We start from the raw sequence: 25,889 nt of genomic DNA, 5'->3' as shown, positions 1-25,889 counted from the left end.
CCCTTCATTCGCGGTCCCTCAGTTCACGGCGGAGGATCTTCCCCGACGCGGCGCGCGGCACTCCGTCGATGAACTCCACCCGCCTGATCTTCTTGTACGGGGACACCTTCCCCGCCACGTACGCCATGACCTCATCGGCGGTGAGATCGGCCGCGTTCGGCTGGCGGACCACGTACGCCTTGGGGATCTCGGTGCCGTCCTCGTCGGTCACGCCGATGACGGCCGCGTCGGCGACGGACTCGTGGGTGAGGAGGAGAGCTTCGAGTTCGGCGGGGGCGACCTGGAAACCCTTGTACTTGATGAGTTCCTTGACCCGGTCGACGACGAACAGCCAGCCGTCCTCGTCGACGCGGCCGATGTCGCCGGTGTGCACCCAGCCGTCCGCGTCGATCATGTCGGCGGTGGCGTCGGGGCGGCCGAGGTACCCCTTCATGACCTGCGGCCCCCGGATGGCGACCTCGCCCTCCGCGCCCGGCTCGGCGTCCTTCGACGGGTCGTCGAGGGAGAGGATCCGCATCTCGCTGGAGGGCAGCAGCTTCCCGACGGCGCCGGGCGGGGGGTCCTGGGCGGTGAGCGGGACGACGTGCGTGCCAGGCGACAGCTCCGTCATCCCGTACGCCTGCCGGACCGGCGGCAGCTTCAGCCGCGCCGAGCACGCCTCGGCGAGGGAGGCGTCGAGCGGGGCGGCGGCGCTGACGATGTACTCCAGGGAGGAGAGGTCGTACGCGGCGACGGCCGGGTGCTTGGCGAGCGCGAGGACGATGGGCGGGGCGACGTACAGGCCGGTGATGCGGTGGTCCTGGATGGCGGTGAGGAAGGTGTCGAGCTCGAAGCGCGGCAGGACGACGACGGTGGCGCCGTGGCGGAGGGGCGCGTTCATCAGGGCGGTGAGCCCGTAGATGTGGAAGAACGGCAGGACCGCCAGAATCCGGTCGCCCGGGCCCATGGGGAGGAGAGGGGCGAGCTGGGTGAGGTTGGTGGCGATGGACGTGTGGGTGAGCATCACGCCCTTGGGGACACCGGTGGTGCCGGAGGAGTACGGGAGGGTGGCGACGTCCTCGTCGGGGTCGATCTCGACGTCCGGCTCGGGCGCGGTGGATGCCAGGAAGGACTGGAGCGAGCGGCAGTCCTCGCTCGTGTCGCAGACGAAGATCTCCCTGATCCCGCCCGCGAGTTCGGCGGCCCGGCGGGCCTGGGCGAGGAGCGGGGAGACGGTGACGATCCAGCGCGCGGAGGAGTCGCGGAGCTGCTTGGCGAACTCCTCCGGCGTGGACAGCGGGTGGACGGTGGTGACGGACGCGCCGGCCCGGGTGGCCGCGTAGAACGCGACGGGGTACAGGACGGTGTTGGGGCTGTGCAGGGCGAGGACGTCGCCCTTGCGGACGCCCGCCTCGGCCAGACCGGCGGCCACGCGCCGGTGGAACGCGTCGACCTGCGCGTACGTGAGCGTCGTTCCGCCGCCCGCCCCGTCGATCAGGGCCGGGGTGTCGCCGTACTCGGCGGCGCGGCCGAGGACGGCCTCGTGGATGGGGAGGGAGACGGCCGGAACATCCGCGTACTCGCTGTGAAACACCATGCGTGCCCCTTTGGGTGTCGGACGGTGGCGCTGGACGTGGCGACAGGATGGACCGGCTCAGTACGACTTGGGGAGACCCAGGGATTGGTGGGACACGTAGTTGAGGATCATTTCCCGGCTGACGGGCGCGATACGGGCCACCCGGGAGGCCGTGATGAGCCGGGCGAGGCCGAACTCGCGGGTGAGGCCGTTGCCGCCGAGGGTGTGCACCGACTGGTCGACGGCCTTCACGCAGGCCTCCCCGGCCGCGTACTTGGCCATGTTGGCGGCCTCGCCCGCGCCGATGTCGTCACCGGCGTCGTAGAGGTGGGCGGCCTTCTGCATCATCAGGCGGGCCAGCTCCAGCTCGATGTGGGCCTGGGCGAGGGGGTGCGCGATGGCCTGGTGGGCGCCGATCGGGGACTTCCAGACCTGGCGCTCCTTGGCGTACGCGACGGCCTTGCCCAGCGCGTACCGGCCCATGCCGATCGCGAAGGCGGCGGTCATGATCCGCTCCGGGTTGAGCCCGGCGAAGAGCTGGAGCAGGCCCGCGTCCTCGTCGCCGACGAGGGCGTCGGCGGGGAGGTGGACGTCGTCGAGTGTCAGCTCGAACTGCTTCTCGTACGCGTCGAGTTCCATGTCGATCTGGCGGCGACCGAAGCCCGGGGTGTCGCGGGGGACGACGAAGAGGCAGGGCTTCAGGTTGCCCGTACGGGCGTCGGAGGTGCGGCCCACGATGAGGGTGGCGTCGGCGATGTCGACGCCGGAGACGAAGACCTTGCGCCCGTTGAGGACCCAGCCCTCCTCGGTCTTGGTGGCCGTGGTGGTGATGCGGTGGGAGTTGGAACCGGCGTCGGGCTCGGTGATCCCGAAGGCCATGGTGCGGGAGCCGTCGGCGAGCCCGGGGAGCCAGGCCTGCTTCTGCGCCTCCGTGCCGAAACGGGCGATGACCGTGCCGCAGATGGCGGGCGAGACGACCATCATGAGCAGCGGCGCGCCGGCCGCTCCCAACTCCTCCAGGACGATGGAGAGTTCGGCCATGCCGCCGCCCCCGCCGCCGTGGCTCTCGGGGAGGTTCACGCCCAGGTAGCCGAGCTTTCCGGCCTCGGCCCAGAGGGCGTCGTGGGCCTCGGCGCCGGTGCCTCCGTGACGGTGGCCGAGCGCGGAGACGGCGGAACGGAGGGCGGTGTGCTCGGCGGGTTCGACGACGGTGCTTGTCACGCTGTTCATGCGGGCTGGTCCTCCTGTGCATCGGTCTGTACGACGGCGAGCAGGGCGCCGACCTCGACCTGGCGGCCGGGGGCGGCGTGGAGCGCGGTGAGCGTGCCGGAGGCGGGGGCGGTGACGCGGTGCTCCATCTTCATGGCCTCCAGCCAGAGGAGCGGCTGCCCGGCGGTGACCTGCGCGCCGACGGCGAGCCCGTCGGCGACACGGACGACGGTGCCGGGCATGGGCGCGAGCAGCGACCCGGGCTCGCGCTGCTCGGTGGGGTCGGGGAAGCGGGGCCGGACGTTCAGCCGATGGGGGCCGACGTACACGACATCGCCGTGCCGGGCGACGTCGAAGTCCCTGACGACCCCGCCGACTTCGAGGCGTACGCGGTCGGGGGCGGCGGAGACGACCCGGACGCCCTCGGGGGCCGTGACGGTGTACCCGCCGCCCCGGGCGGGCCGGTACCGGACCTCGTGGTCGCCGTACACCTTGACCTGGTCCTGCGAGGCGAGGTTCCGCCATCCCCCGCCGAACCGGCCCTGCCGGGCCACGGCGTCCGCGAGCGCGGCGGCGACCGCGGCGTACGCCTCACCGGCGGCGGAAGCCTGGGTGAGCGCGTCGAGGTTCCGCTCGTAGAACCCGGTGTCGAGCCGCGCGGGGTCCTGGAACTCGGGATGCCGCAGCGAGGCGACGAGCAGATCGCGGTTGGTGACCGGCCCATGGATCCGAGCGCCGTGGAGCGTGTGCGCGAGCTTGCGGACGGCCTCGGCACGGGTGGGGGCATGGACGACGACCTTGGCGAGCATGGAGTCGTAGTGGACGCCGATGGCGTCCCCGGAGACATATCCGGTATCCACCCGCACCCTTGTGGGCAGTCGTTCCGCCGAGGCCGCCTCCGCCAACTCCAGCGTGTGCAGAACCCCCGCCTGAGGCGTCCACCCCGACCCCGGGTCCTCCGCGTAGAGACGGGCCTCGATCGCGTGGCCCTGGGCGGCGGGCGGCTCCTGCGGCAGGGGCCTCCCCTCGGCGACGGCGATCTGGAGGGCCACGAGGTCCACCCCGTGCACCTCCTCCGTCACCGGATGCTCCACCTGCAGCCGCGTGTTCATCTCCAGAAAGTGCGCCCGCCCGTCCGCGACCAGGAACTCCACCGTCCCCGCGCCCACGTACCCGACGGACTTCGCGGCGGCGACCGACCGGACGTACAGGGACTCCAACAGCTCCTCCGCGAGCCCCGGCGCCGGGGACTCCTCGACGACCTTCTGGTGGCGGCGCTGGAGCGAGCAGTCGCGCGTACCGAGCGCCCACACCGTCCCGTAGGGGTCCGCCATGATCTGCACCTCGACATGGCGGCCGTTCTCCACGTACGGCTCGACGAACACCTCGCCGTCCCCGAACGCGCTCGCCGCCTCCGCCGAGGCCGCCGTCAGCTCGTCCTCCAGCGCGCCGAGCTCACGGACCACGCGCATGCCGCGCCCGCCCCCGCCCGCCGCCGCCTTCACCAGGACCGGCAGGTCCGCCTCGGTGACGTCGGCGGCGGCCAGCGGGGCGATCCCGAGGAGCTCCTTGGCCCGGGTCTTCGAGGCCATCGCCTCGATCGCCTCCGGCGGCGGCCCGATCCACACCAGGCCCGCGTCGAGCACCGCCCGCGCGAACTCCGCGTTCTCCGAAAGGAAGCCGTACCCCGGGTGCACCGCGTCGGCGCCCGCCGCGAGCGCCGCCTTCACCACCAGGTCGCCCCGCAGGTACGTCTCCGAGGGCGCCGCCCCCGGCAGGCGTACCGCCGCGTCCGCCTCCCGTACGTGCAGCGCGCCGGCGTCCGCGTCCGCGTACACGGCGACGGTCCCGATGCCCAGCTCCCGGCACGTACGGAACACCCGGCAGGCGATCTCGCCCCGGTTGGCGACGAGGACTGAACGGATCATGGGATCACGCCTCACATTCGGAAGACGCCGAAGCCGCCGCGCGCGCCCTCGACCGGTGCCGTGTGGATCGCGGACAGGCACAGCCCGAGGACCGTGCGGGTGTCGCGGGGGTCGATGACGCCGTCGTCGTACAGCCGCCCGGACAGGAACATCGGCAGCGACTCCGACTCGATCTGCGCCTCGACCATCGCGCGCAGCCCGGCGTCCGCCTCGTCGTCGTACGGCTGGCCCTTCGCGGCGGCCGACGCCCGCGCCACGATCGACAGGACGCCCGCGAGCTGCTGCGGGCCCATGACGGCCGACTTGGCGCTCGGCCAGGCGAAGAGGAAGCGCGGGTCGTAGGCCCGGCCGCACATGCCGTAGTGCCCGGCGCCGTACGACGCGCCCATCAGCACGGACAGATGCGGGACCTTGCTGTTCGACACCGCGTTGATCATCATCGCGCCGTGCTTGATGATCCCGCCCTGCTCGTACTCCTTGCCGACCATGTAGCCGGTGGTGTTGTGCAGGAAGACCAGCGGGATGTCACGCTGGTTCGCCAACTGGATGAACTGCGCCGCCTTCTGTGACTCCGCGCTGAACAGCACGCCCTGGGCGTTGGCCAGGATCCCCACCGGGTAGCCGTGCAGCCGCGCCCAGCCGGTCACCAGGCTCGGCCCGTACAGCGGCTTGAACTCGTCGAAGTCCGAGCCGTCGACGATCCGGGCGATCACCTCACGCGGGTCGAACGGCGTCTTCAGGTCCCCCGGCACGATCCCGAGCAGCTCGTCCTCGTCGTACTTCGGCTCCTCCACGGGCCCCGGGTCGGCGTGCGCCTTGCGGTGGTTGAGGCGGGCGACGATCCGGCGCGCCTGGCGCAGGGCGTCGACCTCGTCCACGGCGTAGTGGTCGGCGAGACCGGAGGTACGGGCGTGCATCTCCGCTCCGCCGAGCGACTCGTCGTCGCTCTCCTCCCCCGTCGCCATCTTGACCAGCGGCGGGCCGCCGAGGAAGACCTTCGACCGCTCCTTGATCATCACGGTGTGGTCGGACATGCCGGGGACGTACGCCCCACCGGCCGTCGAGTTGCCGAAGACGACCGCGATCGTCGGGATCCCGGCCGCCGACAGCCGCGTCAGGTCGCGGAAGAGCGCCCCGCCGGGGATGAAGATCTCCTTCTGCGACGGCAGGTCGGCGCCGCCCGATTCGACCAGCGAGACGACCGGGAGCCGGTTGGCGTACGCGATCTCGTTGGCCCGCAGGGCCTTCTTCAGCGTCCACGGGTTGGAGGCGCCGCCGCGCACGGTCGGGTCGTTGGCGGTGATCAGGCACTCGACGCCCTCGACCACGCCGATGCCGGTGACGATCGACGCGCCGACCGGGTAGTCGCTGCCCCAGGCGGCGAGCGGGGAGAGTTCGAGGAACGGCGTGTCGGGGTCGAGGAGCAGCTCGATGCGTTCGCGGGCGAGCAACTTGCCGCGCTTGCGGTGGCGTTGGACGTACTTCTCACCGCCGCCCGCGAGCGCCTTGGCGTGCTCGCCGTCGAGGGCGGCGAGCTTGTCGAGCATGGCGGAGCGGTTGACCTTGTGGTCGGGGCCGCCCGTGTCGAGGGCGGAGGCGAGGACGGTCACAGGAGTTCCTCCGGTACGTCGAGTTCGCGGGCGCGGAGCCACTCGCCGAGGGCCTTGGCCTGAGGGTCGAAGCGGGCCTGGGAGGCGACGCCTTCGCCGAGGATTCCGGTGACGACGAAGTTCACCGCGCGCAGGTTCGGCAGGACGTGCCGTACGACGTCCAGACCGGCGGTCTCCGGAAGGAGCTGCTTCAGTCGTTCGGCCGTGAGGGTGTGGACGAGCCACCGCCATGCCTCGTCGTCACGGACCCAGACGCCGATGTTGGCGTCGCCCCCCTTGTCCCCGCTCCGGGCCCCGGCGACGAGCCCGAGGGGCGCCCGTCGCGTCGGCCCCTGCGGGGGAGGCTCGGGCAGCGGGGGTTCGGCGACCGGCTCCAGTTCCCGGGTGTGGACGGGCGCGGAGAGGTGGACGCGGCTGCCGTCCGGCAGGACGGCGACGTGCGGGACGTCGGCGGCGGGGACGTACACGGCCTCGAAGACCCCGTAGGGGGCGCCCTTGCCGGGTGGGGCGGTGACGTGGAAGCCGGGGTAGCTGGCGAGGGCGAGCTCGATCGCGGCGCCGCTGAGGGTGCGGCCGACGGGCTCGGGGGCGGGGTCGCGGACCACGAGCCGGAGGAGCGCGCTCGCGGTCTCCTCGGTGTCGGCGTCGCTCCGGTCCGTCCGCGCCAGTTCCCAGCGGACCTCGGTGGGGCGACACTTGGTCCGCTCGAAGGCGTCCTCGACCTGGTCTCGCACGAGCTGGGCCTTGGCCTCGACGTCGAGGCCGGTGAGGACGAAGACGACCTCGTTGCGGTAGCCGCCGATCCGGGTGAGCCCGGCCTTGAGGGTGGGCGGCGGCGCCTCGCCCCGTACGCCGTCGATCCTGACCCGGTCGGGGGCCTCCTGGGTGAGCCGTACGGTGTCGAGGCGGGCGGTCACGTCGGGTCCGGCGTAGCGGGCGCCGCCCGTCTCGTACAGGAGCTGGGCGGTGACCGTGCCGACGTCGACGAGGCCGCCTGTGCCGGGGTGCTTGGTGATGACGGCGGTGCCGTCGGGGTGGAGTTCGGCGATCGGGAAGCCGGGGCGGCGGAGCGTCTCCCGGTCGTGGTCGCGGAAGAAGGCGTAGTTGCCGCCGGTGGCCTGCGTACCGCACTCCAGGACGTGCCCGACGACGACCGCGCCCGCGAGCCTGTCGTACTCCTCCGGCCCCCACCCGAACCGCCACTGCGCGGGACCCGTGACGAGGGCGGCGTCGGTGACGCGGCCGGTGACGACGACGTCGGCGCCGGCGGTGAGGCAGGCGGCGATACCGGCGCCGCCGAGGTAGGCGTTGGCCGTCAGCACTCCGTCACGGGGCGGGAGGCGGTCGCCCTCGACGTAGGCGACGCGCGTGGGCAGACCGAGCCGGTCGGCTAGCCCGTCGAGGGCTTCGGCGAGTCCGGCGGGGTTGAGTCCGCCCGCGTTGGTGACGATCCGCACGCCCCGTTCGTGGGCGAGGCCGAGACCCTCCTCCATCTGCCGCAGGAAGGTCTTGGCGTACCCGCTCCTCGGGTCCTTCAGGAGGTCGCGGCCGAGGATGAGCATGGTGAGTTCGGCGAGGTAGTCGCCGGTGAGGACGTCGAGGGAGCCGGGCTCGCCGCCGGTGAGCATCTCGCGGACGGCGTCGAAGCGGTCGCCGTAGAAGCCGGAGGCGTTGCCGATACGGAGGATCACGGCCGCTCCCGCGCGGCGCGACCGGTTCCGGGCGGCCCGGCGAAGGCCTGGGCGATGGTGAGCCAGTGCGCCGCGTCCGCGCCGGTCGCCGCGAGGGCGGTGTCGTCGCGGTGGACGCGTTGGGTGACCAGGAGGCAGAAGTCGAGGGCGGGGCCGGTGATCCGCTGGGCGGCGTCCTCGGGCCCGAACGCCCACACGTCGCCCTCGGGGCCGGTCAGTTCGACCCGGAACGGCTCGGCGGGCGGGGTGGCCCCCCGGACGAGATAGGCGTAGTCGCGGGCGCGGACGCCGATGAAGGCGACGTGGCGCAGCCGGGCGGTGGGCACGCGGACGACCCCGAGGGCGTCGGCGATGTCCTGCCCGTGGGCCCAGGTCTCCATGAGCCGGGCGGTCGCCATCGAGGTGGCGCTCATGGGCGGCCCGTACCAGGGGAAACGGGCGCCGGGCGGGGCTTGGTCCAGGGCCGTCCACAGCCGCTCGCGGCCGACGCGCCAGCGGCCGAGGAGTTCGGCGGGCGAGAGCGCGGCGCCCTCCGCCGCGCCGTCGTCGACGAACGACTCCGGCGCCGCGAGGGCCTTCTCCGCCTCCGCTCCGAACCCCTCGGGATCGGTGGCGGCGAGGAGCGCGGCGCGGTCGGTCCAGGCGAGGTGGGCGACCTGGTGGGCGATGGTCCAGCCTCTGGCGGGGGTGGGGGCGACCCATCTCTCGTCGCTCAACCCGGCGACGAGCTGGTCCACTTCCTCGCTCTCACCACGTAGGTCGGCGAGGACGACGGCGGGGTCGGACACGGTGCGCTCCCCTCGGGACACGGGCGTGTGCCGAGGAGCATGGCAGCGGCGACAGAAACAATCAAGCGTGCTTGCTTGTATGGCCGGGAAAAGTCACGGACGGCCACGGGCTGGGGCCGTGGGCGGCCTCGGGCCGCCTCGGGCCTCCGGGCTCACCGACTATCGGCCCCCTCGCGCTGCCTCAGGCCTCCGGGATCGCGCGGCTCCGCTTCGCCTGGGTGCGGACGGCGCCCATGCTGGCCGCGATGACGAGGGCGATCGCGAGCGCGTCCAGGAGGGAGAGGCCCTGGCTGAGGACGAGGAAGCCGGCGGCCGCGGCGATGGCCGGTTCGAGGCTCATCAGGATGGCGAAGGTGGGGGCGGGAAGGCGGCGCAGGGCGAGGAGTTCGAGGGTGTAGGGCAGTACGGAGGACATCAGGGCGACGGCGAGGCCGAGCGCGATCGTCGAGGGGACGAGGAGCTTGCCGCCCGCCTCGGCGAGGCCGAAGGGCAGGCTCAGGACGGCGCCGAAGGCCATCGCGAGCGCGAGTCCGTCCGCCTGCGGGAAGCGCCGGCCGGTGCGGGCGCTGAAGACGATGTACGTCGCCCACATCGCGCCCGCCGCGAGGGCGAAGCCGGCGCCGACCGGGTCGAGCCGGTCGAAGCCGCCGCCGCCGAGCATGCCGCTGAGCAGGAGGACGCCACCGAGGGCGAGCCCGGCCCAGAGGAGGTTCATCAGGCGGCGGGAGGCGATGACGGAGAGCAGCAGCGGACCGAGGACCTCCAGGGTCACGGCGGCGCCGAGAGGAATCCGGTCGACGGCCTGGTAGATGAAGATGTTCATCCCGGCCATGGCGGTGCCGAACGCGACGATCGTGCCCCAGTCGGCGCGGTGGTATCCGCGGACCTTGGGGCGGCAGACGATCAGCAGCACGGCGGCGGCGAGGACGAGCCGCAGGGTCACGACGCCGAGGGCGCCCGCGCGGGGCATGAGCAGGACGGCGACGGCGGAGCCGAACTGCACGGAGAGACCGCCGGCGACGACGAGCGCGACGGGCCCGAGCCGGGCGGAACCGAGCCGACTGGAACCGAGGCGGCCGGACCCGAGGCCGGTGGCGCGCGCCGTGGCCGGCGACTCGCCGCTCGGTGCGCCGACGTCGGCGATGTCCCTGACCGGACTGTCCACCGGCTCACTCCCTGCGAATGGTTCACTCAACTGCACTTACGAGTCCAGAATACTGGACTCGTCAAGCGTGCTCCCAGATTCACGCTAAGCGCCCGCGCGCGGCGCGTGAAATGCCGATTGGGCTGCGGTTATGCTCCGGGCGCATGAGTCAAGGGAGTCGCTCGGGCATCGAGCTCCGCCACCTGCGCTGCTTTCTCGCCATCGCGGAGGAGGGGAACGTGACGCGGGCGGCGGCGCGGCTCCACCTCACCCAGCCCGCGGTCTCCCGCACGCTCGCCGCCCTGGAGAAACACCTCGGCGTCCGGCTCGTGGACCGCTCCACGCACCACCTCGCGCTCACGGCCGAGGGCAGCGCCTTCCGGGACCGGGCGGCGGCGGCCGTCGCCGCGTTCGACGCGGCCCTGGACCCGGAGCGGCTGCGCCACCGGCCGCTGCGGCTCGGGCACGCGTGGTCGGCGTTCGGCCCGTACACCACCCCGCTGCTACGGCGCTGGCAGCGCGAGCACCCCGAGACCCCGCTCGAACTCCTCCGCATCGACGACCGCACGGCGGGCCTGGTCCGGGGCGAGGTGGACGCGGCGCTGCTGCGGGGACCGGTGGACGCGCCGGGCCTGGCGACGGAGGAGCTGGCCACGGAGGACCGGGTGGCCGCCGTGGCGACGGACAGCGCGCCGGCGTCCCGTACGTCCCTGACCCTGGCGGACCTCGCGAGCGAGACGATCGTCCTCAACACGGTCTCGGGCACGACCACCCCGTCCCTGTGGCCCGCGGCCCTGCGCCCGGCGACGACCCTGACCGTCGGCAACACCGACGACTGGCTCACGGCGATCGCGGCGGGCCGGGGCGTGGGCGTCTCCTCGGCCTCCACGGCAGCCATGCACCCCCACCCAGGCGTGACCTACCGCCCTCTCACCGACGCCCCCCAGGTCCCCGTCCTCCTGGCCTGGCGCGACACCTCGCCCCACCCGGCGACACCCCTGCTGGTGGCACTGGCCCGACAGATCGTCCGGGGCGAGTGACCCCCTCGCCCACCTGGACCTCCCCCAGGCGCCTCTAGAGCACCGCCTCGTCCCCCGCGGGGAACGGCCTCCCGTGGCCCGGGACGATGACGGCGGACGTCTTCAGGACCCGGAGCCGGGAGGTGCGGAGCTGGGTGCGGTCGGGGGCGACCGGGTCGTCGGCCGGGCCGTCCGGGCGCCACCACAGGTCGCCCACGAAGGCGACGACGCCCTCGGCCGTGCCGGCCAGGAGCGTGATGTCCTCCGGGCTGTGGCCCGGGGTGCGGATCAGGCGTAGCGAAGGGGTCAGTTCGTGGCCCTCGGCGTCCCGGTCCGTCCACTGGTCGTTCAGGTACTCCGCCTTGTGGTCATGGACGCGCGCCCGGCCGAACAGGCCCACGTTCATGGTGTTGTCGGGGTGGTGGTGGCTGAGCACGACGTCGGTGATGTCGTCGGGCCCCAGACCGAGTTCGGCCAGCGGGCCGAGGATGCGGTCGCGGCTCGCCACCATGCCGGGGTCGACGATCACATGACGGTCGCCGTCCGTCACGTACGAGACGGTGGCGGCGACGCCCGGGCCCGTCGAGAGGGTGTAACCGGTGGTCAGGACGGTGTAGGTGGCGGTGTTTCCGCGCGGCTGGTCTGTCATGTCCTCAGCTTCGCCGGGCGGAGGACCGCCGACGAGTGGCCCTTCTGCCGCTCATCGCGGGTTTCGTGCCACACTCCCGGGCATGCCGCCGTTCCTGAACGTCGCCGCCTACACCCCGCCCCGCGTCGGCATGCTCGCCGTCGGCCTCGTCTCGGAGGTCTTCAGCGCCCCGCCCGCGAGCCTGCCACGCTTCGACTTCGCCCTCTGCGCCGACCGGCCCGGGCAGGTCCCCACCGACCTCGGCGTGCCGCTCGCCGTCACCCACGGGCTCGACCGGCTCGCCTCCGCCGATCTCGTACTCGCCCTCCCCTGGGCCGACTTCCGCACCCCACCGCCCGCCCCCGTGCTCGACGCGTTCCGCGCGGCCCACGCGCGCGGCGCGCTCGTCGGGTCGCACTGCGTCGGCGCGTTCGCGCTCGCCGCGGCCGGGCTGCTCGACGGGTTGCGGGCCACCACCCACTGGCGGTTCGCCGACCTGCTCGCGCGGCGCCACCCGTCCGTCACCGTCGAGCCGGACGCCCTGTACGTCGACGAGGGCCGGATCCTCACGGGCGCGGGGGCCGCCGCCGGATTCGACCTCTGCCTGCATCTGCTGCGCCGCGAGTACGGAGCGGCCGCCGCCAACGCCGTCGCGCGCGACCTGGTCCTGCCGCCGCACCGCGACGGCGGCCAGGCGCAGTACGTCACCGCCCCCGTCCCCGAGGACTGCGAGGACGAACGGCTGAGCGGCGTCCTCGCCTGGGCCCGCGAGCACCTGCACGAGCCGCTGCCCGTGGCCGAACTGGCCCGCCGTGCCCTGATGAGCCGCCGCTCCTTCGCCCGCCGGTTCGGCGCCGCGACCGGGACCACGCCCCACGCCTGGCTCCTCGGCCTGCGGCTCGGCCGGGCGGAGGAGCTCCTGGAGACGACCGACCTCCCGGTCGAGGAGATCGCCCGCCTCGTCGGCTACGGCAGCGCGGCCGTCCTGCGCGAACAGTTCGTCCGCCGCCGCGGCGTACCGCCCCGCACCTACCGCCGTACGTTCACCAGGACGGAAGCCGACGGCACGGGGGCCCGGCGGGGCTAGGGAGTGTCTTCTGGATCAGGCCGGGCTCGCGACGCCCGCGCCGGCCCCGGACAGGCCCTCACCCCCGCCCCGCCGTCTCCCGCCACTCGCGTCCGATGTCCCGCATCAGCGGCGGGTACACGATCAGGTGCCGGAACGGGGATATCGCCGCCATGTAGGCCTTGCCGAACACGCCGTTGGGCTTCACCAGGACCGCCATCTGGCCGCGGTGGCCGCCCGAGCCGTCGGGGACCCAGCTCAGGTGCATCACACCGTGCATGGTCCGGTTGGCCATCTCCGCCGCCCACTCGTCGTCCCTCAGGTAGACGGAGCGGAAGGGCAGCAGGTCGAACTCCGGTCCGGCCGGGCCCTCACGGAGGTCCTGCGGCAGCCGGTCGCGCAGGGTCGGCACCCGGGAGCCGAGGCCCTTGTCCTGGTCGTCCCAGCCGAGGACCTTGCCGAGCTTCCACCGGATCGCGAAGAGCAGGCGGGCGACCCCCGAGGAGTTGTCGTCCGTGTCGCCCCCGGCGAAGTTCCGCACCAGGCGCGGGAAGTCGTCGGGTCCACCGGGCGTGGGCAGCGCCCAGACGTCGTAGAGCCGGAAGTCAGGCGTCAGCTCGTGGATCCGCCACGGGCGGGACGTGTGCGCGGACTTGGGCAGTTCCATGGGTTGCCTCCTGCGGTTCGGTCCGTACAGAGGAGTGCGTGGTGCGGGGGTCGAGCCCCAGGGCCCCCGAGACGGCGGCCACGACCAGCGACGCGTCGTCGGGCACGCGGCCGGCCAGGGCGATCGAGGTGCCTTCGAGCGCGCCGACGTAGGCGAGTGCGACGTCCCCGGCCGGCGGGCCGGCGGGGATGGTTCCCGCCGCGCGCCCGGCCTCGACATGGCCGGTGCAGAGGTCGACGAGGGCGCGGTAGCCCGCCTCCACCCGGTGTCCGATCGGATGGTCCTGCCCGGAGAACTCCAGGCGGAGCGCCACCGCCACCCGCGCGATGTCCCGTCGGCAGAAGACGGTGTGCGCGCGGGCGAGCGTGAGCAGCGCCGCGAGCGGCTCCGACTCCCGCTCGACGTGGTGCCCGACCTCCCGGTCCCAGGCTTCGAAGACCCAGGCGGACACGGCCAGGGTCAGGTCCTGCTTGTCCTTGAACTGGTGGTAGAGCGCGCCGCGGGTGTACCCGGCGTCCCTGGCCACCTGCTCCAGGACGAGGTTGCTGTAGCCGTGCCGGGAGAGACCCCGGGCCGCCGACTCCAGGAGCGCCCCCCGCGTGCGCTCCCGGCGCTCGGCCTGCGTGGAACGGCGAGGCCCGGGTGAGCCGGAGTGCTCACGTACATTCATGTATGTATGTTACTGCTCGCGGAGCGCCTCCGCGAGGACTTCCGCCAATTGACGGGCCCGGCGCCCCGCCAGCTCGGCGAGCTGGGTGCGGCAGGAGAAGCCGTCCGCCAGGAGCACCGCGTTGTCGTCCGCCGCACGCACCGCCGGAAGCAGCTGGTCCTCCGCGCAGGCCACCGAGACCTCGTAATGGCCCGGTTCGAAGCCGAAGTTGCCCGCCAGGCCGCAGCAGCCGCCGCTCAGGTCACCCGTCAGACCCGCGCGTTCCCGCAGACGGCGTTCGGCCGCGTCGCCCAGGACCGCGTGCTGGTGGCAGTGGGTCTGACCGGCCACCGGGTGGTCAAGGCGCGGCGGCTCCCACGCCGGGGCGAACTCCTCCAAGGCCTGGGCGAACGTGCGCACCGACGCCGCCAGGCGCTCCGCCCGCGGGTCCTCCGGCAGCAGCTCCGGCAGGTCCGTCCGCAACGTCGCCGCGCACGACGGCTCCAGGACCACCACCGGATGCTCCGGCGCCGCGTCCAGCACGTCCAGCGTCCCGCGCATCACCTTCCGCGCCCGGTCCAGCTGCCCCGTCGAGACGTACGTGAGCCCGCAGCACACCCGCCCCGGCGGCAGCCCCACCCGTACCCCCGCCGCCTCGAGGACCCGGACCGCCGACCGGCCCACCTGCGGCGCCATGTGGTTCGTGAACGTGTCCGGCCAGAGCCACACGTCCGAGGCCGTCTCCAGCCGCGTCCCGAACCACGACACGAACGTCCGCGACGCCACCCTCGGCAGCTCCCGCTCCGGAGCGATCCCCGCCAGCCGGGCCGCCGCCCCGCGGGGCAGCATCCGCGCCAGGTTCAGCGCCGGGCCGAACAGCCGCAGCCACTGCGGCAACCGCCCCATCGTCACGTGCGACCACGGCCGCCGCCGGCCCGCGTAGTGCCGGTCCAGGAACCGCGCCTTGTACGCGGCCATGTCCACGCCCACCGGACAGTCGCTCCGGCACCCCTTGCACGACAGACACAGGTCGAGCGCCTCCCGCACCTCCTCCGAGCGCCAGCCGTCCGTGATCACCTCACCCAGCGCCATCTCGTGCAGCAGCCGCGCCCGGCCCCGCGTCGAATGCTGCTCCTCCCCCGTCGCACGGTACGAAGGACACATCACCCCCGGACCCGACGTCGGCCCCTCCACCCGGCACTTCGCCACCCCCACACAGCGTGCGACGTCCCGCGCCTCGACCGGCAGGCCCGTGAAGCGCAGGCCTTCGTCCAGCCGCCCCGGCCGCACCAGCATCCCCGGATTCAGGCCCCCCTCCGGATCCCACAGGTCCTTCACCGCGCCGAAGAGACCCACGAGCTCGGAGCCGTACATCTTCGGCAGGAGCTCCGCCCGCGCCCGGCCGTCCCCGTGCTCGCCCGACAGCGAGCCTCCGTGCGCCACGACCAGCTCCGCCACCGCCCCCGAGAACTCCCGGAAACGGCCCACCCCGGCCGACGTGTACAGGTCGAAGTCGATACGGACGTGGATGCAGCCGTCCCCGAAGTGCCCGTACGGGGTTCCCCGGAGGCCGTACTCCGCCAGCAGCGCACGGAACGCCCGCAGGTACGAACCCAGCCGCGCCGGCGGCACCGCGCAGTCCTCCCACCCCGGCCAGGCCTCCGTGACACCTCCCCCAGACCCCGTCAGGGAGGTGCCCCCGGGCATCCGCGTCGCCGTCCCCGCCGCGTCCTCCCTGATCCGCCACAGCGCCCGCTGCCGGGCCGGATCCACGACCAGTACGGAGTCCAGCGCGTCCGCCGCGCCCGCCAGCTCGCGCGCCGCCGTCTCCCCGTCGACCTCCACGAACAGCCACGCACCCCCGCGCGGCAGCAGCGCGGCCCCCGCCGCGCCCCGCACCAGGTCCTCGGCCATCCCCTCCACCGTCAGCGGCCTTCCCCCACTCCCGGCTTCGCTCGAGCGGGGGGACCCCCATGGAAGCAGCCCCGCCGCCGCGTCGGCCGCCGCGCTCTCGTCCGCGTACCCGAGGACCACCAGGACCGGCGCGGCCGGCAGCGGGACCAGCCGTACCGTCGCCTCCGTCACCACCCCGAGCGTCCCCTCACTCCCGCAGAGCAGCCGGGCCACGTCCCCGCCCCGCTCCGGCAGCAGCGCGTCCAGCGCGTACCCGGAGATCCTGCGCGGCAGCCCCTCCGGGTACCCGGTCCGCAGCAGCGCCAGGTTCCGGTCCACCAGCTCCCGCAGCCCCGCCGGCGCGCCCTGCCAGTCCCGCCCGAGGCGGAGCGAGGCGCCTGCGTAGGTGAGGACGTCAAGGCCGAGCACGTTGTCGGCGGTCGTGCCCCACGCCACCGAGTGCGCGCCGCACGCGTTGTTGCCGATCATGCCGCCGAGCGTGCACCGGCTGTGGGTGGACGGATCGGGGCCGAAGGTCAGCCCGTACGGGCGAACCCTGTCCCGCAACCGGTCCAGGACCACCCCCGGCTGCACGACCGCCGTCCGCGCCTCGTGGTCCACGGACACCACGGAGCGCATGTGGCGGGTGAAGTCGAGCACCACCCCCGTACCCGTCGCCTGCCCCGCGATCGACGTGCCGCCGCCCCGCGCCACGACCGGTACGCCCCGCGCGCGGCAGACCGCGAGCGCCGCCGCCACGTCGGCTGCGTCCTGGGGCGCGACCACACCCGTCGGCACCCGGCGGTAGTTGGACGCGTCCATCGTCGTCAGGGCCCTCGCCTTGGCGCCGAAGTCGACGTCTCCCGTCACGGCCGCACGCAGCGCCGCCTCCAGCTCGGACCGCTCGTGGTGTTTTCGCACAACGCCAGGATGTCTCACCTGGCGTCTCATCCGGCGGACATCGTCGGCCGTGTGCGGTCCGACCCGATACGCTCCGCCTCGTGGCTGAGATCCAGATTCCCGCTGACATCAAGCCCGCCGACGGCCGTTTCGGCGCGGGCCCCTCCAAGGTGCGTACGGAGGCGCTGGACGCCCTGGCCGCCACCGGCACTTCCCTGCTCGGCACGTCCCACCGCCAGGCTCCGGTCAAGAACCTGGTCGGCGAGGTACGGGCCGGCGTGCGCGACCTCTTCTCGCTGCCCGAGGGCTACGAGGTGATCCTGGGCAACGGCGGCTCCACCGCCTTCTGGGACATCGCGACCCACGGGCTCATCGAGTCGAAGTCGCAGCACCTCACTTTCGGCGAGTTCTCCTCCAAGTTCGCGAAGGCCGCGAAGCTGGCCCCCTGGCTGGCCGAGCCGACCGTGATCTCCTCCGACCCGGGCACCCACCCGGAGCCGGTGGCCGAGGCGGGCGTCGATGTGTACGCGTACACGCACAACGAGACCTCCACGGGTGTCGCGGCCCCGGTCAAGCGGGTCGCGGGCGCCGACGAGGGCGCGCTCGTCCTGGTCGACGCGACCTCCGGCGCGGGCGGCCTGCCGGTCGACATCACCGAGACGGACGTCTACTACTTCGCCCCGCAGAAGTCCTTCGCCGCCGACGGCGGCCTGTGGCTCGCGGCCTTCTCCCCCGCCGCCCTGGAGCGGGCGGCCCGCGTCCACGCGTCGGGCCGGCACATCCCGGAGTTCTTCTCCCTGCCGACGGCGATCGACAACTCGCTGAAGAACCAGACGTACAACACCCCGGCTCTGTCGACCCTCTTCCTGCTCAACGAGCAGCTGAAGTGGATCAACGGCCAGGGCGGTCTGGACTGGGCCGTGGCCCGGACGAAGGAGTCCTCGCAGGCGCTGTACACCTGGGCCGAGGAGTCCAAGCACGCGACGCCGTTCGTCACCGACGCGGCCAAGCGCTCGCAGGTCATCGGCACGATCGACTTCTCCGAGGACGTCGACGCGGCGGCGGTCGCCAAGGTGCTGCGCGCCAACGGCATCGTGGACACCGAGCCGTACCGCAAGCTGGGCCGCAACCAACTGCGGATCGCGATGTTCCCGGCGATCGACCCGGCGGACGTGCGGGCCCTGACGGCCTGCATCGACTACGTGATCGACAAGCTCTAGCCATTCACGTACGAAGGGCCCGGCATCGGAACATGGTCGATGCCGGGCCCTCGTGCGTCCGTGCGCTCACCCCGCCTGCGCCTTCACGTGGTCGATCACGGCGTTGAACTCGGCCGTCGGCGAGAACTCGACGATGTCGACGTCCTCCAGGGCCTCGGGGGCGTGACCGGGCCCCCAGTAGTACGCCTGGCCGGCCTCGTACGTCTCCTCGCCCGAAGCGGTCCGCATCCTGATCCGGCCCTTGAGCACGTACCCCCAGTGGGGGCACTGGCACAGGTCGCCCTCCAGGCCCTTGAGCGCCGGCGCCATGTCGGTGCCCTTCGGGAGGTGGATGAAGGCGACGCTCATGTCGCCCCCGGCCTCCTGCATACGGAAGTCCAGGCCGTCGCCCTCCATGGCGACAGGCGTGTCCTCGCGAGTGAATCCCGTCATGATGCCTCCACGGCCGATGGTCTCCTTCCAGTCTCGACCCGCGGCCGCACCGGGTCGACGCGGGGAGAGGAGCCGCAGGTCAGCGGCTGAGCCGCTGGAACCTGCGGACCGCCAGCGGCAGGAAGACGGCCGTGATGGCCAGCGGCCAGACGAACGCCATCAAGGCCGCGTGCTGCTCCACCCAGCTCGCCCCGGCCGCGCCCGGGTTGCCGAAGAGTTCGCGGGTGGCGGCGACCGTCGAGGAGATCGGGTTCCAGGCCGCCACGGGCGCCAGCCACGAGGGCATCAGGCTGGGCGCCACGTACACGCTGGAGATCATCGTGACCGGGAAGATCACCGCGTAGAGCGCGCCGGCCGCCTCGGTGTTCGGCAGCACGAGCCCGCACCACACGCCCACCCAGATCAGGCTGAACCGCAGCAGGAGCAGCAGGGCGAAGCCGAGCAGCGTGCCGCCGACGCCGCCGTCGGAGGTCCAGCCGATGGCGAGCGCGGTGGCGGCGAGGATGGCGAGTTCGGCGGAGGCGATCAGCAGGTCGGAGGCGCCACGGCCGGTGGTGACGGCGGAGGGGGCCATCGGCATGGAACGGAACCGGTCCATGACTCCCTTGCCGGAGTCGGCGACGACGGCGGAGGCGGTGTTCATGAGACCGAAGGCCATCGTCATGGTGAACATCCCCGGCATGAGGAAGTCCTTGTAGTCGCCGCCTCCGGGCACCACCATCGCGCTGCCGAAGACGAAGCCGTAGAGGAGGACGGAGACGATGGGGAAGCCGAGCTGCCAGACGATGGCGACGGGATGGCGACGGTAGTTGAGCAGGGTGCGGCGGACGAGGGTGGCGCAGTCGGCCAGCGCCCAGTAGGCGCGGCCCCGGCTCATGACCGGAACCGGGGGCCGCGGGGTGAGGGTGGGCGTCGGGTTCGGGTTCGTGGCGGCGGTCGTCGTCATGCGGCTGCGGCTCCTTCGTCGTCGGGGCGGGTCGCCTCTCCCGGCCCGTCGGTGGTGGGGCGGCCCGTCAGGGTCAGGAAGACGTCGTCCAGGCTGGGGCGGCGCAGGCCGATGTCCTCGGCCGCGATCCGTCCGTCCTGAAGGCTTCGGGCGACCTCCGTCAGGGCGGCGACCCGGTCGGTGACGGGGGCGTGGACGCGCCGTTCACCCTCGTCCACGGCCGGTTCGGCGGTGGCCACGCGGGCGAGGACCTCGCGTACGGCGGGCAGGTCGGCGGGGTCCGCGGCGACGACCTCGATCCGGTCGCCGCCGACCCGGTCCTTCAGCCCGTCGGGGGTGTCGTCGGCGATGGCGCGGCCCCGGTCCATGACGGTGATCCGGGAGGCGAGCCGGTCGGCCTCGTCCAGGTACTGGGTGGTGAGCAGCACGGTCGTCCCGCCCGCGACCAGGGCGCGGACGGCGTCCCAGACCTCGCCCCGGCCGCGCGGGTCGAGTCCGGTGGTCGGCTCGTCCAGGAAGAGGACGTCGGGCGCCAGGATCATCGAGGCGGCCAGGTCGAGGCGGCGGCGCATCCCGCCGCTGTAGGTGTCCGCGTTCCGGTCGGCGGCCTCGGTGAGCTGGAAGCGGTCGAGGAGTTCGACGGCGCGGGCGCGGGCCCGGCGGGCGCCCAGGTGGAAGAGGCGGCCGAACAGCTCCAGGTTCTGCCGGCCGCTGATGCCCTCGTCCACGGCGGCGTACTGCCCGGCGAGACCGATACGGGCGCGGACGGCGCGCGGTTCGCGGGCGACGTCGATCCCGGCGACCTCGGCGCGGCCGCCGTCGGAGGTCAGGAGCGTGGCGAGGACCCGTACGGCGGTGGTCTTCCCGGCTCCGTTGGGCCCGAGGAGGCCGTGGACCGTGCCGGGGCGGACGGCGAGATCGAGGCCGTCGAGGGCGGGGGTGCCGGCGCCCTTGCTCCTCCCCTTGCCTCGGTACTGCTTGCGCAGGCCCTCGGTGAGGACCGCGTGTTCGTACACGTGCTGCTGCATGGAACCTCCGCTCAGCGAAACTGAGTACACCGTACCCGATTCAGAGTACGGTGTACTCAGTTTTAGGGTGAGGCCATGAAGGACGCGACGACGAGCAGCCTGGATCTCCTCTGGGGCACGGGCGAACGCCCCAGCCGCGGCCCCAAGCCGGGCCTCACCCTCGACCGGATCGTCACGGCCGCCGTCGCCGTCGCCGACGCGGAGGGGCTCGACGCCGTCTCCATGCGGCGCGTGGCGACGGAGCTCGGCGTCGGGACGATGTCCCTCTACCGGTACGTCCCCGGCAAGACCGAGCTGCTCGACCTGATGCTCGACCGCGTGCAGGGCGAGTCCTTCGAGGACGAGCCGCAGGTCCCCACCCACTGGCGCGACACCGTCGAGAAGCTCGCGCGCTCCTACCGCGAGCTCTACCAGGCCCACCCCTGGCTGCTCCGCGTCAACCAGGCCCGCTCGGTCCTCGGCCCGAGCGCGCTACGCGGTCTCGAACTCTGCCTCTCGGGCCTGAAGGGGCCGCACGGCATGGGGCTGAGCGACCCCGAGACCATCGGGGTCGTCATCACCGTGCAGAGCTATGTCGCGGGCATCGCGCGGATGGAGATCCAGGCCGTCGAGGCGGCCAAGGAGACGGGCGTGAGCGACGAGGAGTTCTGGACGAGGCAACAGCCCTTCCTGGAAAGGGCGATGGCCTCCGGCGACTACCCGCACATGGCGGCCCTCGCCGACGACACCTTCGCCCGCGACTTCGACCACTTCACCTTCGGCCTCGACCGCCTCCTCGACGGCTTCGAAACCCTCGTCGGCCGGGTCGAGGCGGCCAAGGACTCCAGCGACGGCGCAGGAGGCGTCAGCGGCGGCGCAGGAGGCGCTTCGCGCCGATGACCAGAGCGGTCGCGGTGCCGAGGACGATCACGCCGAGGGTGAAGTTCCCCCGCTCCTCGGGGGTCGCGGGCGTGCTGCCCGACTCCTTCGGCGGCGTCGCGCCGGGGGTCCTCCCGGTCGGGCGCTCGACCTCGGGCCGGTCCACCCGGACGACACCGCTGTTCACGCCCTCGGAGCCGAACATCATCGCCGAGCCGTCCGTCGTGTAGGTCGCCGACTCCGCCTGCCCCTGGAAGGGCGCCCCCACGCTCGTACCGTCGCCGTCGAGGCGGCCGCCCTTCCAGTCGTACTCCCTGGCGCTGAAGTAGCCGCGCAGCAGAAGCCGTTCGCCGTCCGGCGAGAACGCGCCGTCGGTCACCCACGGCACGTCGCCGACGCGCCGGAAGACGTTCGTACCGGAGGTCGAGAGCCGCTCCGGGCCCGCGTAGAGGCCGCCGGTGTTCTCGTTCTTGCTGGCGATGTAGACCCGGCCGGTCTTCGGATGGACCATCAGCGCCTCGGCGTTGCGCGGCCCGTCGGCGTACTTCACGTCGTACTGCTTCGCCTTGACCGTCTGGTCCCCGAGCCGCTTGGGCTCGGGGAAGCGGTAGATCCAGACGTGGTCCCAGGTGCCGTCCCTGTTGTCGCCGATGTCGCCGACGTAGATGTCGCCGTCCGGGCCGACGGAGATGGCCTCCATGTCGCGGGGCGTGCCGACGCCCTTCATGGTGAGCGTCGCGACCGTCTCGCCGGTACGGGAGTCGATGCCGTAGATCAGCGGGGCGTCCTGGTCGTTGTGCGTCCAGTAGACGCCCGGGTGGGCGCGGCTGGCGGCGATGCCGCTGGACTCCTTGATCCGGGCGTCCTTGATCCTGAAATCCTGGTCCGCGCCCTCGGCGGCCATGGCGGGGGCGGCCGCCAGGGCCAGGACCACGGTCGCGGCACCGACGGCGCCCAGGAGAGATCGCATGCCCTCAAGCCTGCCATGCGCGCGGGGTGGCCGGGATCACGTCGCAGGCCACGGCCGGGCTCCGGGATGATGGGGCCATGCGTTTCATGTTCGTCGGCGACAGCTGCACCATCGGACAGGCCGGCGACCACACCTGGCGCTACCGGATGTGGCAGCACCTCGACACCGTGCTGCCCGGGCGGTACGAGATCGTCGGACCGCGCACCGAGCTGTACGACTCCGGCGCCGACGCGCCCCTCTCGCACGCCTACGCCGACCCGGACTTCCCCGCGCCCGCCCGCCGTCATCTGGCCGGCTGGGGCGAGGGGTGGCTGCACATGGCGCCGCTGATCGGCGAGACGGTCGCCGCGACCGGGGCGGACGTACTCCTGGTCTCCCTGGGCCTGATAGACCTCGGCTTCTACACCAACAGCGCCCAGACCGCCGACAACGTGCGCGCCTTCGTCGCCGCCGCCCGTGCCGCCAACCCGCACGTCCGGATCGTCGTCATGCCGGTCATCCCGAACGTCCGCGCCACGTACGACGCGCCCTTCGCCGCCGAGTGCGAGCGCTTCAACGAGCTGCTCGCGAAGGCCGTCGCCGACCTGGACACGGGCGCGTCGCCGCTGCTGCTCGCGACGACACCGGCGACGTACGACCTCGACACGGACACGTACGACGGCACGCACCCCGGCCCCTCCGGCGAGCACAAACTCGCGGCCGCCTTCGCCTCGGCGATGCATCAGGCGTGGGGGCTCGGCGGCCCGTACACCCCTCGCACGGACGGCCTCTGACGGAGCGGCAGGTGAGGCTCAGGCCGACCGGGTCAGCCGGTTCGCCATGGTCGACAGCGTGTACGCGCCGATGCCGAGGACGACCTCCAGAGCGTTCCGGCGGGTGTAGCCCCAACCGAAGAACGCCTCCAGGTCCTCGTCGCTCACAGCTCCGGCAGCGGCGAGGACCTGGTGCGTGAACCGCCGTACGGCGTCGAGCCGTTCGGGGTTCTCGGCCGGGCCGAGCTTGGCGAGCTTCGCCTCGTGCAGCCGGATGCACAGATGGCACTGGTTGCGCTCGGCGACCGTCAGGACGACCGTCTCGCGGGAGTGCGGGTCGAGGGTCGTGTCCTCGAACAGCGCGCTCATCTTCAAGAAGCCGTCCAGCGCGTGCGGGGACTCGGCCATGCGGGCCACGGCCTGCGGAAGCTGCCCCCAGGCGGCGGCCACGCCCTCCATCGAGGGGCGGGAGGCGGCGGGCGCGGTCTCCACGGTGTGATCGGTGAACAAGGCGGCTCCTGAGGAAGAGAGTAGAATCGTCAACATGGTTGACCAGTTCGATGCGAGAAACGTAAACCAGGTTGTCGATGAGGGCAAGGGGAAATCCCGCAGGAGGGACGCCCGCGAGCCCCGCGCAGGCGAAGCCGTGCCCGGATTCGAGCTCCCCCTCCTCCTCTTCGCCGGCTTCCGCACCCTCATCGACCGGCTCCACGCCGAACTCTCCCGCCAGGGCCACCCCGACCTCCGCCCCGCGCACGGCTTCGCCCTCCAGGCCATCGCCGCGGGCGGGCCCCGGGGCGCGACCGCCAGCGACATCGGCCGCCACCTCGGCGTCTCCAAGCAGGCCGCCGGCAAGACCGTCGACCGCCTCCTCGCCCTCGGGTACGCCGAACGCGCCGACGACCCCGCCGACGCCCGCCGCAAGCTCGTCCGCCTCACCCCGCACGGCCTCGACGCCCTCGCCCGCTCGGCCGCGATCTTCGACGAGCTGCGCGCGGAGTGGACGAGCACCCTGGGCGCCGCACACGTACGGGACATCGAGAACGCCCTCCGCCAGGTCGTCCCGCCGGAGACCACGTACCGCCTCGACGCCACCAGCTGGCTCGGCGGCGCGTGACGGCGGCAGGCACCCGCGCGCGGTCAACGGGCCTTCCCAGGAACCCCCTTGCCTGGAGCGCGCTCCAAGGCGTTGGCTTGGGGACCATGAAGTACACGCAGCTCGGACGCACCGGACTCAAGGTCAGCCGACTCGTCCTCGGCACGATGAACTTCGGCCCGCAGACGAACGAGGCCGACAGCCACGCGATCATGGACGCCGCGCTCGCCGCGGGCGTCAACTTCTTCGACACCGCCAACGTCTACGGCTGGGGCGAGAACAAGGGCCGCACCGAGGAGATCATCGGCAGCTGGTTCGCCCAGGGCGGGGGGCGGCGCGAGAAGACCGTCCTCGCCACCAAGGTCTACGGCTCCATGTCCCGCGAGGGCGACACCTGGCCCAACGAGGACAAGCTCTCCGCCCTGAACATCCGCCGCGCCGTCGACGCCTCCCTCAAGCGGCTCGGCACCGACCACATCGACGTCTACCAGTTCCACCACATCGACCGCCTGACCCCCTTCGAGGAGATCTGGCAGGCGATCGACGTCCTGATCCAGCAGGGCAAGATCCTCTACGCCGCGTCCTCCAACTTCCCCGGCTACAAGATCGCCCAGGCCAACGAGGCCGCCGCCCGGCGCGGCATGGTCGGTCTCGTCAGCGAGCAGTGCCTGTACAACCTGTTCGAGCGGCGCGCCGAGATGGAGGTGCTCCCCGCCGCGCAGGAGTACGGCCTCGGGGTCATCCCCTGGTCCCCGCTGCACGGCGGGCTGCTCGGCGGCGTCATCAAGAAGCAGGAGGAAGGCGGCCGGCGCGCGAGTGGCCGGGCGGCCGACGTCCTCGCCGACCCGGCCTCGCGCGCCAGGATCCAGGCGTACGAGGACCTGCTGGAGAAGCACGGCCTCGAACCGGGCGAGGTCGGCCTCGCCTGGCTGCTCACCCGCCCCACGGTGACCGGCCCCATCGTCGGCCCGCGCACGGCGGAGCAGCTGGAGGGCGCCCTGCGGGCGGTCGAGCTGGAGCTCCCGGACGAGCTGCTGACCGGCCTCGACGAGATCTTCCCGGGCCCGGGCCCCTCGCCGGAGGCGTTCGCCTGGTAGGCGGCCGTCAGGTGCTCGGCCGCCTACTGGCCGAGCACCGACGACACCGCGACGATCGCGAACATCAGCACAAGCACACCGGCCATGATCCGGTTACGGGTCTTCGGGTCCACGTAACGAGGTTAACCCGGGGGCTCCACCGCCCCGCCCAGGGGCCATGTGTCGACGGTGTCGTACCGCGGGTGCTCCCCCGGTGTGCCGCCGCCCGGGAGGTTGCTGCGGACGAGGGCCAGCTCGGAGACCTGCCAGCGGGTGCCCTCGAAGGGGGCGAGCGCGTCGACGAAGGGGCGCAGGTCGGCTCCGTCGCGTGCGCGGGCGACGGTCAGGTGGGCGTGGTAGCGGCGGTGCTCGTCCATCGGGATGCCCGCGCGGCGGGCGGCGGCGTCGGCGCGTTCGGCGAGCAGGCGCATCGCGTCGAGGTCTCCCGCGGCCCCCGTCCACAGCACCGCCCGGCCGAAGTGGCCGCCCGCGTGGAGGCGCAGGCCGAACGGCTCCGTGCGGTGGGCGGCGCGGGCGAGCCGGGTGCGCAGGTCGGGGACCAGTTCGTCGTCGACCTCGCCCATGAACGCGAGCGTGAAGTGCCAGCCGGGCCGGGAGGTCCAGCGGAGCGCGTCGGCGCCGGGCAGGTGGGCCAGGCGGTCCACGGCCCCGGCGAGTTCGGCGAGCTGCTCCCGGGGCGGCAGCACGGCTGCGAAAAGCCTCATGGGGAGAGTGTGGCAGCGGTTAGCGGGACACCCGCTAGC

Annotated in this window: 24 protein-coding genes; 7 read left to right on the top strand and 17 right to left on the bottom strand. The window is 73.0% G+C overall.

What is annotated here, in order from left to right:
• Positions 1 to 4: 4 nt before the first annotated feature.
• The 7 genes from ACWF79_RS03405 to ACWF79_RS03375 all read right to left on the bottom strand — a co-directional run bounded on the left by ACWF79_RS03405 (position 5) and on the right by ACWF79_RS03375 (position 9,925).
• A complete protein-coding gene (locus tag ACWF79_RS03405; RefSeq protein ID WP_453726357.1) occupies positions 5 to 1,576 on the bottom strand; it encodes a 4-coumarate--CoA ligase family protein in 1,572 nt (523 codons plus the stop codon).
• Positions 1,577 to 1,633: 57 nt separating this feature from the next.
• Positions 1,634 to 2,785 carry an acyl-CoA dehydrogenase family protein gene (locus ACWF79_RS03400; protein ID WP_453726356.1) on the bottom strand — a complete coding sequence of 384 codons (1,152 nt, stop codon included), beginning with the start codon at positions 2,783 to 2,785 and terminating at the stop codon, positions 1,634 to 1,636.
• The gene (locus ACWF79_RS03395) at positions 2,782 to 4,692 is read right to left on the bottom strand and encodes an acetyl/propionyl/methylcrotonyl-CoA carboxylase subunit alpha (protein WP_453726355.1); all 1,911 of its coding nucleotides are present in this window, start codon (positions 4,690 to 4,692) and stop codon (positions 2,782 to 2,784) included. Before ACWF79_RS03395 ends, ACWF79_RS03400 begins: the two co-directional genes overlap by 4 nt.
• A gap of 11 nt (positions 4,693 to 4,703) precedes the next feature.
• Positions 4,704 to 6,302, bottom strand: coding sequence for an acyl-CoA carboxylase subunit beta (locus tag ACWF79_RS03390; protein ID WP_453726354.1), 1,599 nt, complete (start codon positions 6,300 to 6,302; stop codon positions 4,704 to 4,706).
• Positions 6,299 to 7,993 carry an acyclic terpene utilization AtuA family protein gene (locus ACWF79_RS03385; RefSeq protein WP_453726353.1) on the bottom strand — a complete coding sequence of 565 codons (1,695 nt, stop codon included), beginning with the start codon at positions 7,991 to 7,993 and terminating at the stop codon, positions 6,299 to 6,301. Before ACWF79_RS03385 ends, ACWF79_RS03390 begins: the two co-directional genes overlap by 4 nt.
• A complete protein-coding gene (locus tag ACWF79_RS03380; protein ID WP_453726352.1) occupies positions 7,990 to 8,781 on the bottom strand; it encodes a TIGR03084 family metal-binding protein in 792 nt (263 codons plus the stop codon). The genes ACWF79_RS03385 and ACWF79_RS03380 overlap by 4 nt, the downstream gene beginning before the upstream one ends.
• A 181-nt stretch (positions 8,782 to 8,962) precedes the next feature.
• The gene (locus ACWF79_RS03375) at positions 8,963 to 9,925 is read right to left on the bottom strand and encodes an EamA family transporter (RefSeq protein ID WP_453726585.1); all 963 of its coding nucleotides are present in this window, start codon (positions 9,923 to 9,925) and stop codon (positions 8,963 to 8,965) included.
• A gap of 164 nt (positions 9,926 to 10,089) precedes the next feature.
• Between ACWF79_RS03375 and ACWF79_RS03370 the strand changes: the two genes are divergently transcribed.
• Positions 10,090 to 10,965 carry a LysR family transcriptional regulator gene (locus tag ACWF79_RS03370; RefSeq protein ID WP_453726351.1) on the top strand — a complete coding sequence of 292 codons (876 nt, stop codon included), beginning with the start codon at positions 10,090 to 10,092 and terminating at the stop codon, positions 10,963 to 10,965.
• A 34-nt stretch (positions 10,966 to 10,999) separates the two neighbouring features.
• Here the strand turns inward: ACWF79_RS03370 and ACWF79_RS03365 are convergent, their stop codons facing one another.
• On the bottom strand, positions 11,000 to 11,593 hold the full coding sequence (locus tag ACWF79_RS03365; RefSeq protein ID WP_453726350.1) for an MBL fold metallo-hydrolase: 594 nt from the start codon (positions 11,591 to 11,593) through the stop codon (positions 11,000 to 11,002).
• Between the two features lie 82 nt (positions 11,594 to 11,675).
• Between ACWF79_RS03365 and ACWF79_RS03360 the strand changes: the two genes are divergently transcribed.
• Entirely contained in the window at positions 11,676 to 12,659 is a 984-nt protein-coding gene (locus ACWF79_RS03360; protein ID WP_453726349.1) for a GlxA family transcriptional regulator, read from the top strand.
• Positions 12,660 to 12,717: 58 nt separating this feature from the next.
• On the opposite strand, the gene ACWF79_RS03355 is transcribed toward ACWF79_RS03360, so the two are convergent.
• Genes ACWF79_RS03355 through ACWF79_RS03345 form a run of 3 tightly spaced genes read right to left on the bottom strand, consistent with a single transcriptional unit; the run spans position 12,718 to position 16,798 of the window.
• Entirely contained in the window at positions 12,718 to 13,305 is a 588-nt protein-coding gene (locus tag ACWF79_RS03355) for a DUF2867 domain-containing protein (protein WP_453726348.1), read from the bottom strand.
• Entirely contained in the window at positions 13,244 to 13,975 is a 732-nt protein-coding gene (locus ACWF79_RS03350) for a TetR/AcrR family transcriptional regulator (RefSeq protein WP_453726347.1), read from the bottom strand. Before ACWF79_RS03350 ends, ACWF79_RS03355 begins: the two co-directional genes overlap by 62 nt.
• A 9-nt stretch (positions 13,976 to 13,984) precedes the next feature.
• Positions 13,985 to 16,798 (bottom strand): FAD-binding and (Fe-S)-binding domain-containing protein, encoded by a 2,814-nt coding sequence (locus ACWF79_RS03345; RefSeq protein WP_453726346.1) that lies wholly within the window; start codon positions 16,796 to 16,798, stop codon positions 13,985 to 13,987.
• Positions 16,799 to 16,848: 50 nt separating this feature from the next.
• Between ACWF79_RS03345 and serC the strand changes: the two genes are divergently transcribed.
• Positions 16,849 to 17,967, top strand: coding sequence for a phosphoserine transaminase (gene serC, locus ACWF79_RS03340; RefSeq protein WP_453726345.1), 1,119 nt, complete (start codon positions 16,849 to 16,851; stop codon positions 17,965 to 17,967).
• A 66-nt stretch (positions 17,968 to 18,033) separates the two neighbouring features.
• Here serC and ACWF79_RS03335 read toward each other — a convergent pair whose 3' ends face one another.
• From ACWF79_RS03335 to ACWF79_RS03325, 3 genes are all read right to left on the bottom strand, one after another.
• Positions 18,034 to 18,399, bottom strand: coding sequence for a hypothetical protein (locus tag ACWF79_RS03335; protein WP_453726344.1), 366 nt, complete (start codon positions 18,397 to 18,399; stop codon positions 18,034 to 18,036).
• A 79-nt stretch (positions 18,400 to 18,478) separates the two neighbouring features.
• Positions 18,479 to 19,345: an ABC transporter permease gene (locus ACWF79_RS03330; RefSeq protein WP_453726343.1), complete on the bottom strand. Its 867-nt coding sequence runs from the start codon at positions 19,343 to 19,345 to the stop codon at positions 18,479 to 18,481.
• Complete coding sequence (locus ACWF79_RS03325; RefSeq protein ID WP_453726342.1) at positions 19,342 to 20,373, bottom strand: ATP-binding cassette domain-containing protein; 1,032 nt, start codon at positions 20,371 to 20,373, stop codon at positions 19,342 to 19,344. The genes ACWF79_RS03330 and ACWF79_RS03325 overlap by 4 nt, the downstream gene beginning before the upstream one ends.
• 75 nt (positions 20,374 to 20,448) lie before the next feature.
• Here ACWF79_RS03325 and ACWF79_RS03320 point away from each other — a divergent pair, with 75 nt between their 5' ends.
• Complete coding sequence (locus ACWF79_RS03320; protein ID WP_453726341.1) at positions 20,449 to 21,252, top strand: TetR/AcrR family transcriptional regulator; 804 nt, start codon at positions 20,449 to 20,451, stop codon at positions 21,250 to 21,252.
• Here the strand turns inward: ACWF79_RS03320 and ACWF79_RS03315 are convergent.
• Complete coding sequence (locus ACWF79_RS03315) at positions 21,218 to 22,201, bottom strand: WD40 repeat domain-containing protein (protein ID WP_453726340.1); 984 nt, start codon at positions 22,199 to 22,201, stop codon at positions 21,218 to 21,220. The two genes, ACWF79_RS03320 and ACWF79_RS03315, sit on opposite strands and share 35 nt — an antisense overlap.
• Positions 22,202 to 22,278: 77 nt before the next feature.
• Between ACWF79_RS03315 and ACWF79_RS03310 the strand changes: the two genes are divergently transcribed.
• Positions 22,279 to 22,974 carry a GDSL-type esterase/lipase family protein gene (locus ACWF79_RS03310; RefSeq protein ID WP_453726339.1) on the top strand — a complete coding sequence of 232 codons (696 nt, stop codon included), beginning with the start codon at positions 22,279 to 22,281 and terminating at the stop codon, positions 22,972 to 22,974.
• An 18-nt stretch (positions 22,975 to 22,992) separates the two neighbouring features.
• On the opposite strand, the gene ACWF79_RS03305 is transcribed toward ACWF79_RS03310, so the two are convergent.
• Positions 22,993 to 23,463 carry a carboxymuconolactone decarboxylase family protein gene (locus tag ACWF79_RS03305; protein ID WP_453726338.1) on the bottom strand — a complete coding sequence of 157 codons (471 nt, stop codon included), beginning with the start codon at positions 23,461 to 23,463 and terminating at the stop codon, positions 22,993 to 22,995.
• 34 nt (positions 23,464 to 23,497) lie between these two features.
• Between ACWF79_RS03305 and ACWF79_RS03300 the strand changes: the two genes are divergently transcribed.
• Both ACWF79_RS03300 and ACWF79_RS03295 read left to right on the top strand, forming a co-directional pair.
• Positions 23,498 to 24,070, top strand: a complete 573-nt coding sequence (locus ACWF79_RS03300; RefSeq protein WP_453726337.1) for a MarR family winged helix-turn-helix transcriptional regulator — start codon at positions 23,498 to 23,500, stop codon at positions 24,068 to 24,070.
• Between the two features lie 86 nt (positions 24,071 to 24,156).
• The gene (locus tag ACWF79_RS03295; RefSeq protein WP_453726336.1) at positions 24,157 to 25,146 is read left to right on the top strand and encodes an aldo/keto reductase; all 990 of its coding nucleotides are present in this window, start codon (positions 24,157 to 24,159) and stop codon (positions 25,144 to 25,146) included.
• Between the two features lie 122 nt (positions 25,147 to 25,268).
• Here the strand turns inward: ACWF79_RS03295 and thpR are convergent, their stop codons facing one another.
• Positions 25,269 to 25,850 (bottom strand): RNA 2',3'-cyclic phosphodiesterase, encoded by a 582-nt coding sequence (gene thpR, locus ACWF79_RS03290; RefSeq protein WP_453726335.1) that lies wholly within the window; start codon positions 25,848 to 25,850, stop codon positions 25,269 to 25,271.
• Between the last annotated feature and the right edge of the window lie 39 nt (positions 25,851 to 25,889).

Source organism: Streptomyces sp. NPDC054975, from assembly GCF_053609105.1.
This window is presented reverse-complemented; position numbering and strand designations above follow the sequence as displayed.

Coding starts and splice junctions, on each gene's coding strand:
- ACWF79_RS03350 (WP_453726347.1), bottom strand. CDS start 13,975: ATGAATGTACGTGAGCACTCCGGCTCACCCGGGCCTCGCCGTTCCACG.
- ACWF79_RS03300 (WP_453726337.1), top strand. CDS start 23,498: ATGGTTGACCAGTTCGATGCGAGAAACGTAAACCAGGTTGTCGATGAG.
- ACWF79_RS03335 (WP_453726344.1), bottom strand. CDS start 18,399: ATGACGGGATTCACTCGCGAGGACACGCCTGTCGCCATGGAGGGCGAC.
- ACWF79_RS03345 (WP_453726346.1), bottom strand. CDS start 16,798: ATGAGACGCCAGGTGAGACATCCTGGCGTTGTGCGAAAACACCACGAG.
- ACWF79_RS03360 (WP_453726349.1), top strand. CDS start 11,676: ATGCCGCCGTTCCTGAACGTCGCCGCCTACACCCCGCCCCGCGTCGGC.
- ACWF79_RS03320 (WP_453726341.1), top strand. CDS start 20,449: ATGAAGGACGCGACGACGAGCAGCCTGGATCTCCTCTGGGGCACGGGC.
- ACWF79_RS03365 (WP_453726350.1), bottom strand. CDS start 11,593: ATGACAGACCAGCCGCGCGGAAACACCGCCACCTACACCGTCCTGACC.
- ACWF79_RS03355 (WP_453726348.1), bottom strand. CDS start 13,305: ATGGAACTGCCCAAGTCCGCGCACACGTCCCGCCCGTGGCGGATCCAC.
- ACWF79_RS03400 (WP_453726356.1), bottom strand. CDS start 2,785: ATGAACAGCGTGACAAGCACCGTCGTCGAACCCGCCGAGCACACCGCC.
- ACWF79_RS03330 (WP_453726343.1), bottom strand. CDS start 19,345: ATGACGACGACCGCCGCCACGAACCCGAACCCGACGCCCACCCTCACC.
- ACWF79_RS03310 (WP_453726339.1), top strand. CDS start 22,279: ATGCGTTTCATGTTCGTCGGCGACAGCTGCACCATCGGACAGGCCGGC.
- ACWF79_RS03325 (WP_453726342.1), bottom strand. CDS start 20,373: ATGCAGCAGCACGTGTACGAACACGCGGTCCTCACCGAGGGCCTGCGC.
- thpR (WP_453726335.1), bottom strand. CDS start 25,850: ATGAGGCTTTTCGCAGCCGTGCTGCCGCCCCGGGAGCAGCTCGCCGAA.
- ACWF79_RS03295 (WP_453726336.1), top strand. CDS start 24,157: ATGAAGTACACGCAGCTCGGACGCACCGGACTCAAGGTCAGCCGACTC.
- ACWF79_RS03395 (WP_453726355.1), bottom strand. CDS start 4,692: ATGATCCGTTCAGTCCTCGTCGCCAACCGGGGCGAGATCGCCTGCCGG.
- ACWF79_RS03405 (WP_453726357.1), bottom strand. CDS start 1,576: ATGGTGTTTCACAGCGAGTACGCGGATGTTCCGGCCGTCTCCCTCCCC.
- ACWF79_RS03315 (WP_453726340.1), bottom strand. CDS start 22,201: ATGCGATCTCTCCTGGGCGCCGTCGGTGCCGCGACCGTGGTCCTGGCC.
- ACWF79_RS03370 (WP_453726351.1), top strand. CDS start 10,090: ATGAGTCAAGGGAGTCGCTCGGGCATCGAGCTCCGCCACCTGCGCTGC.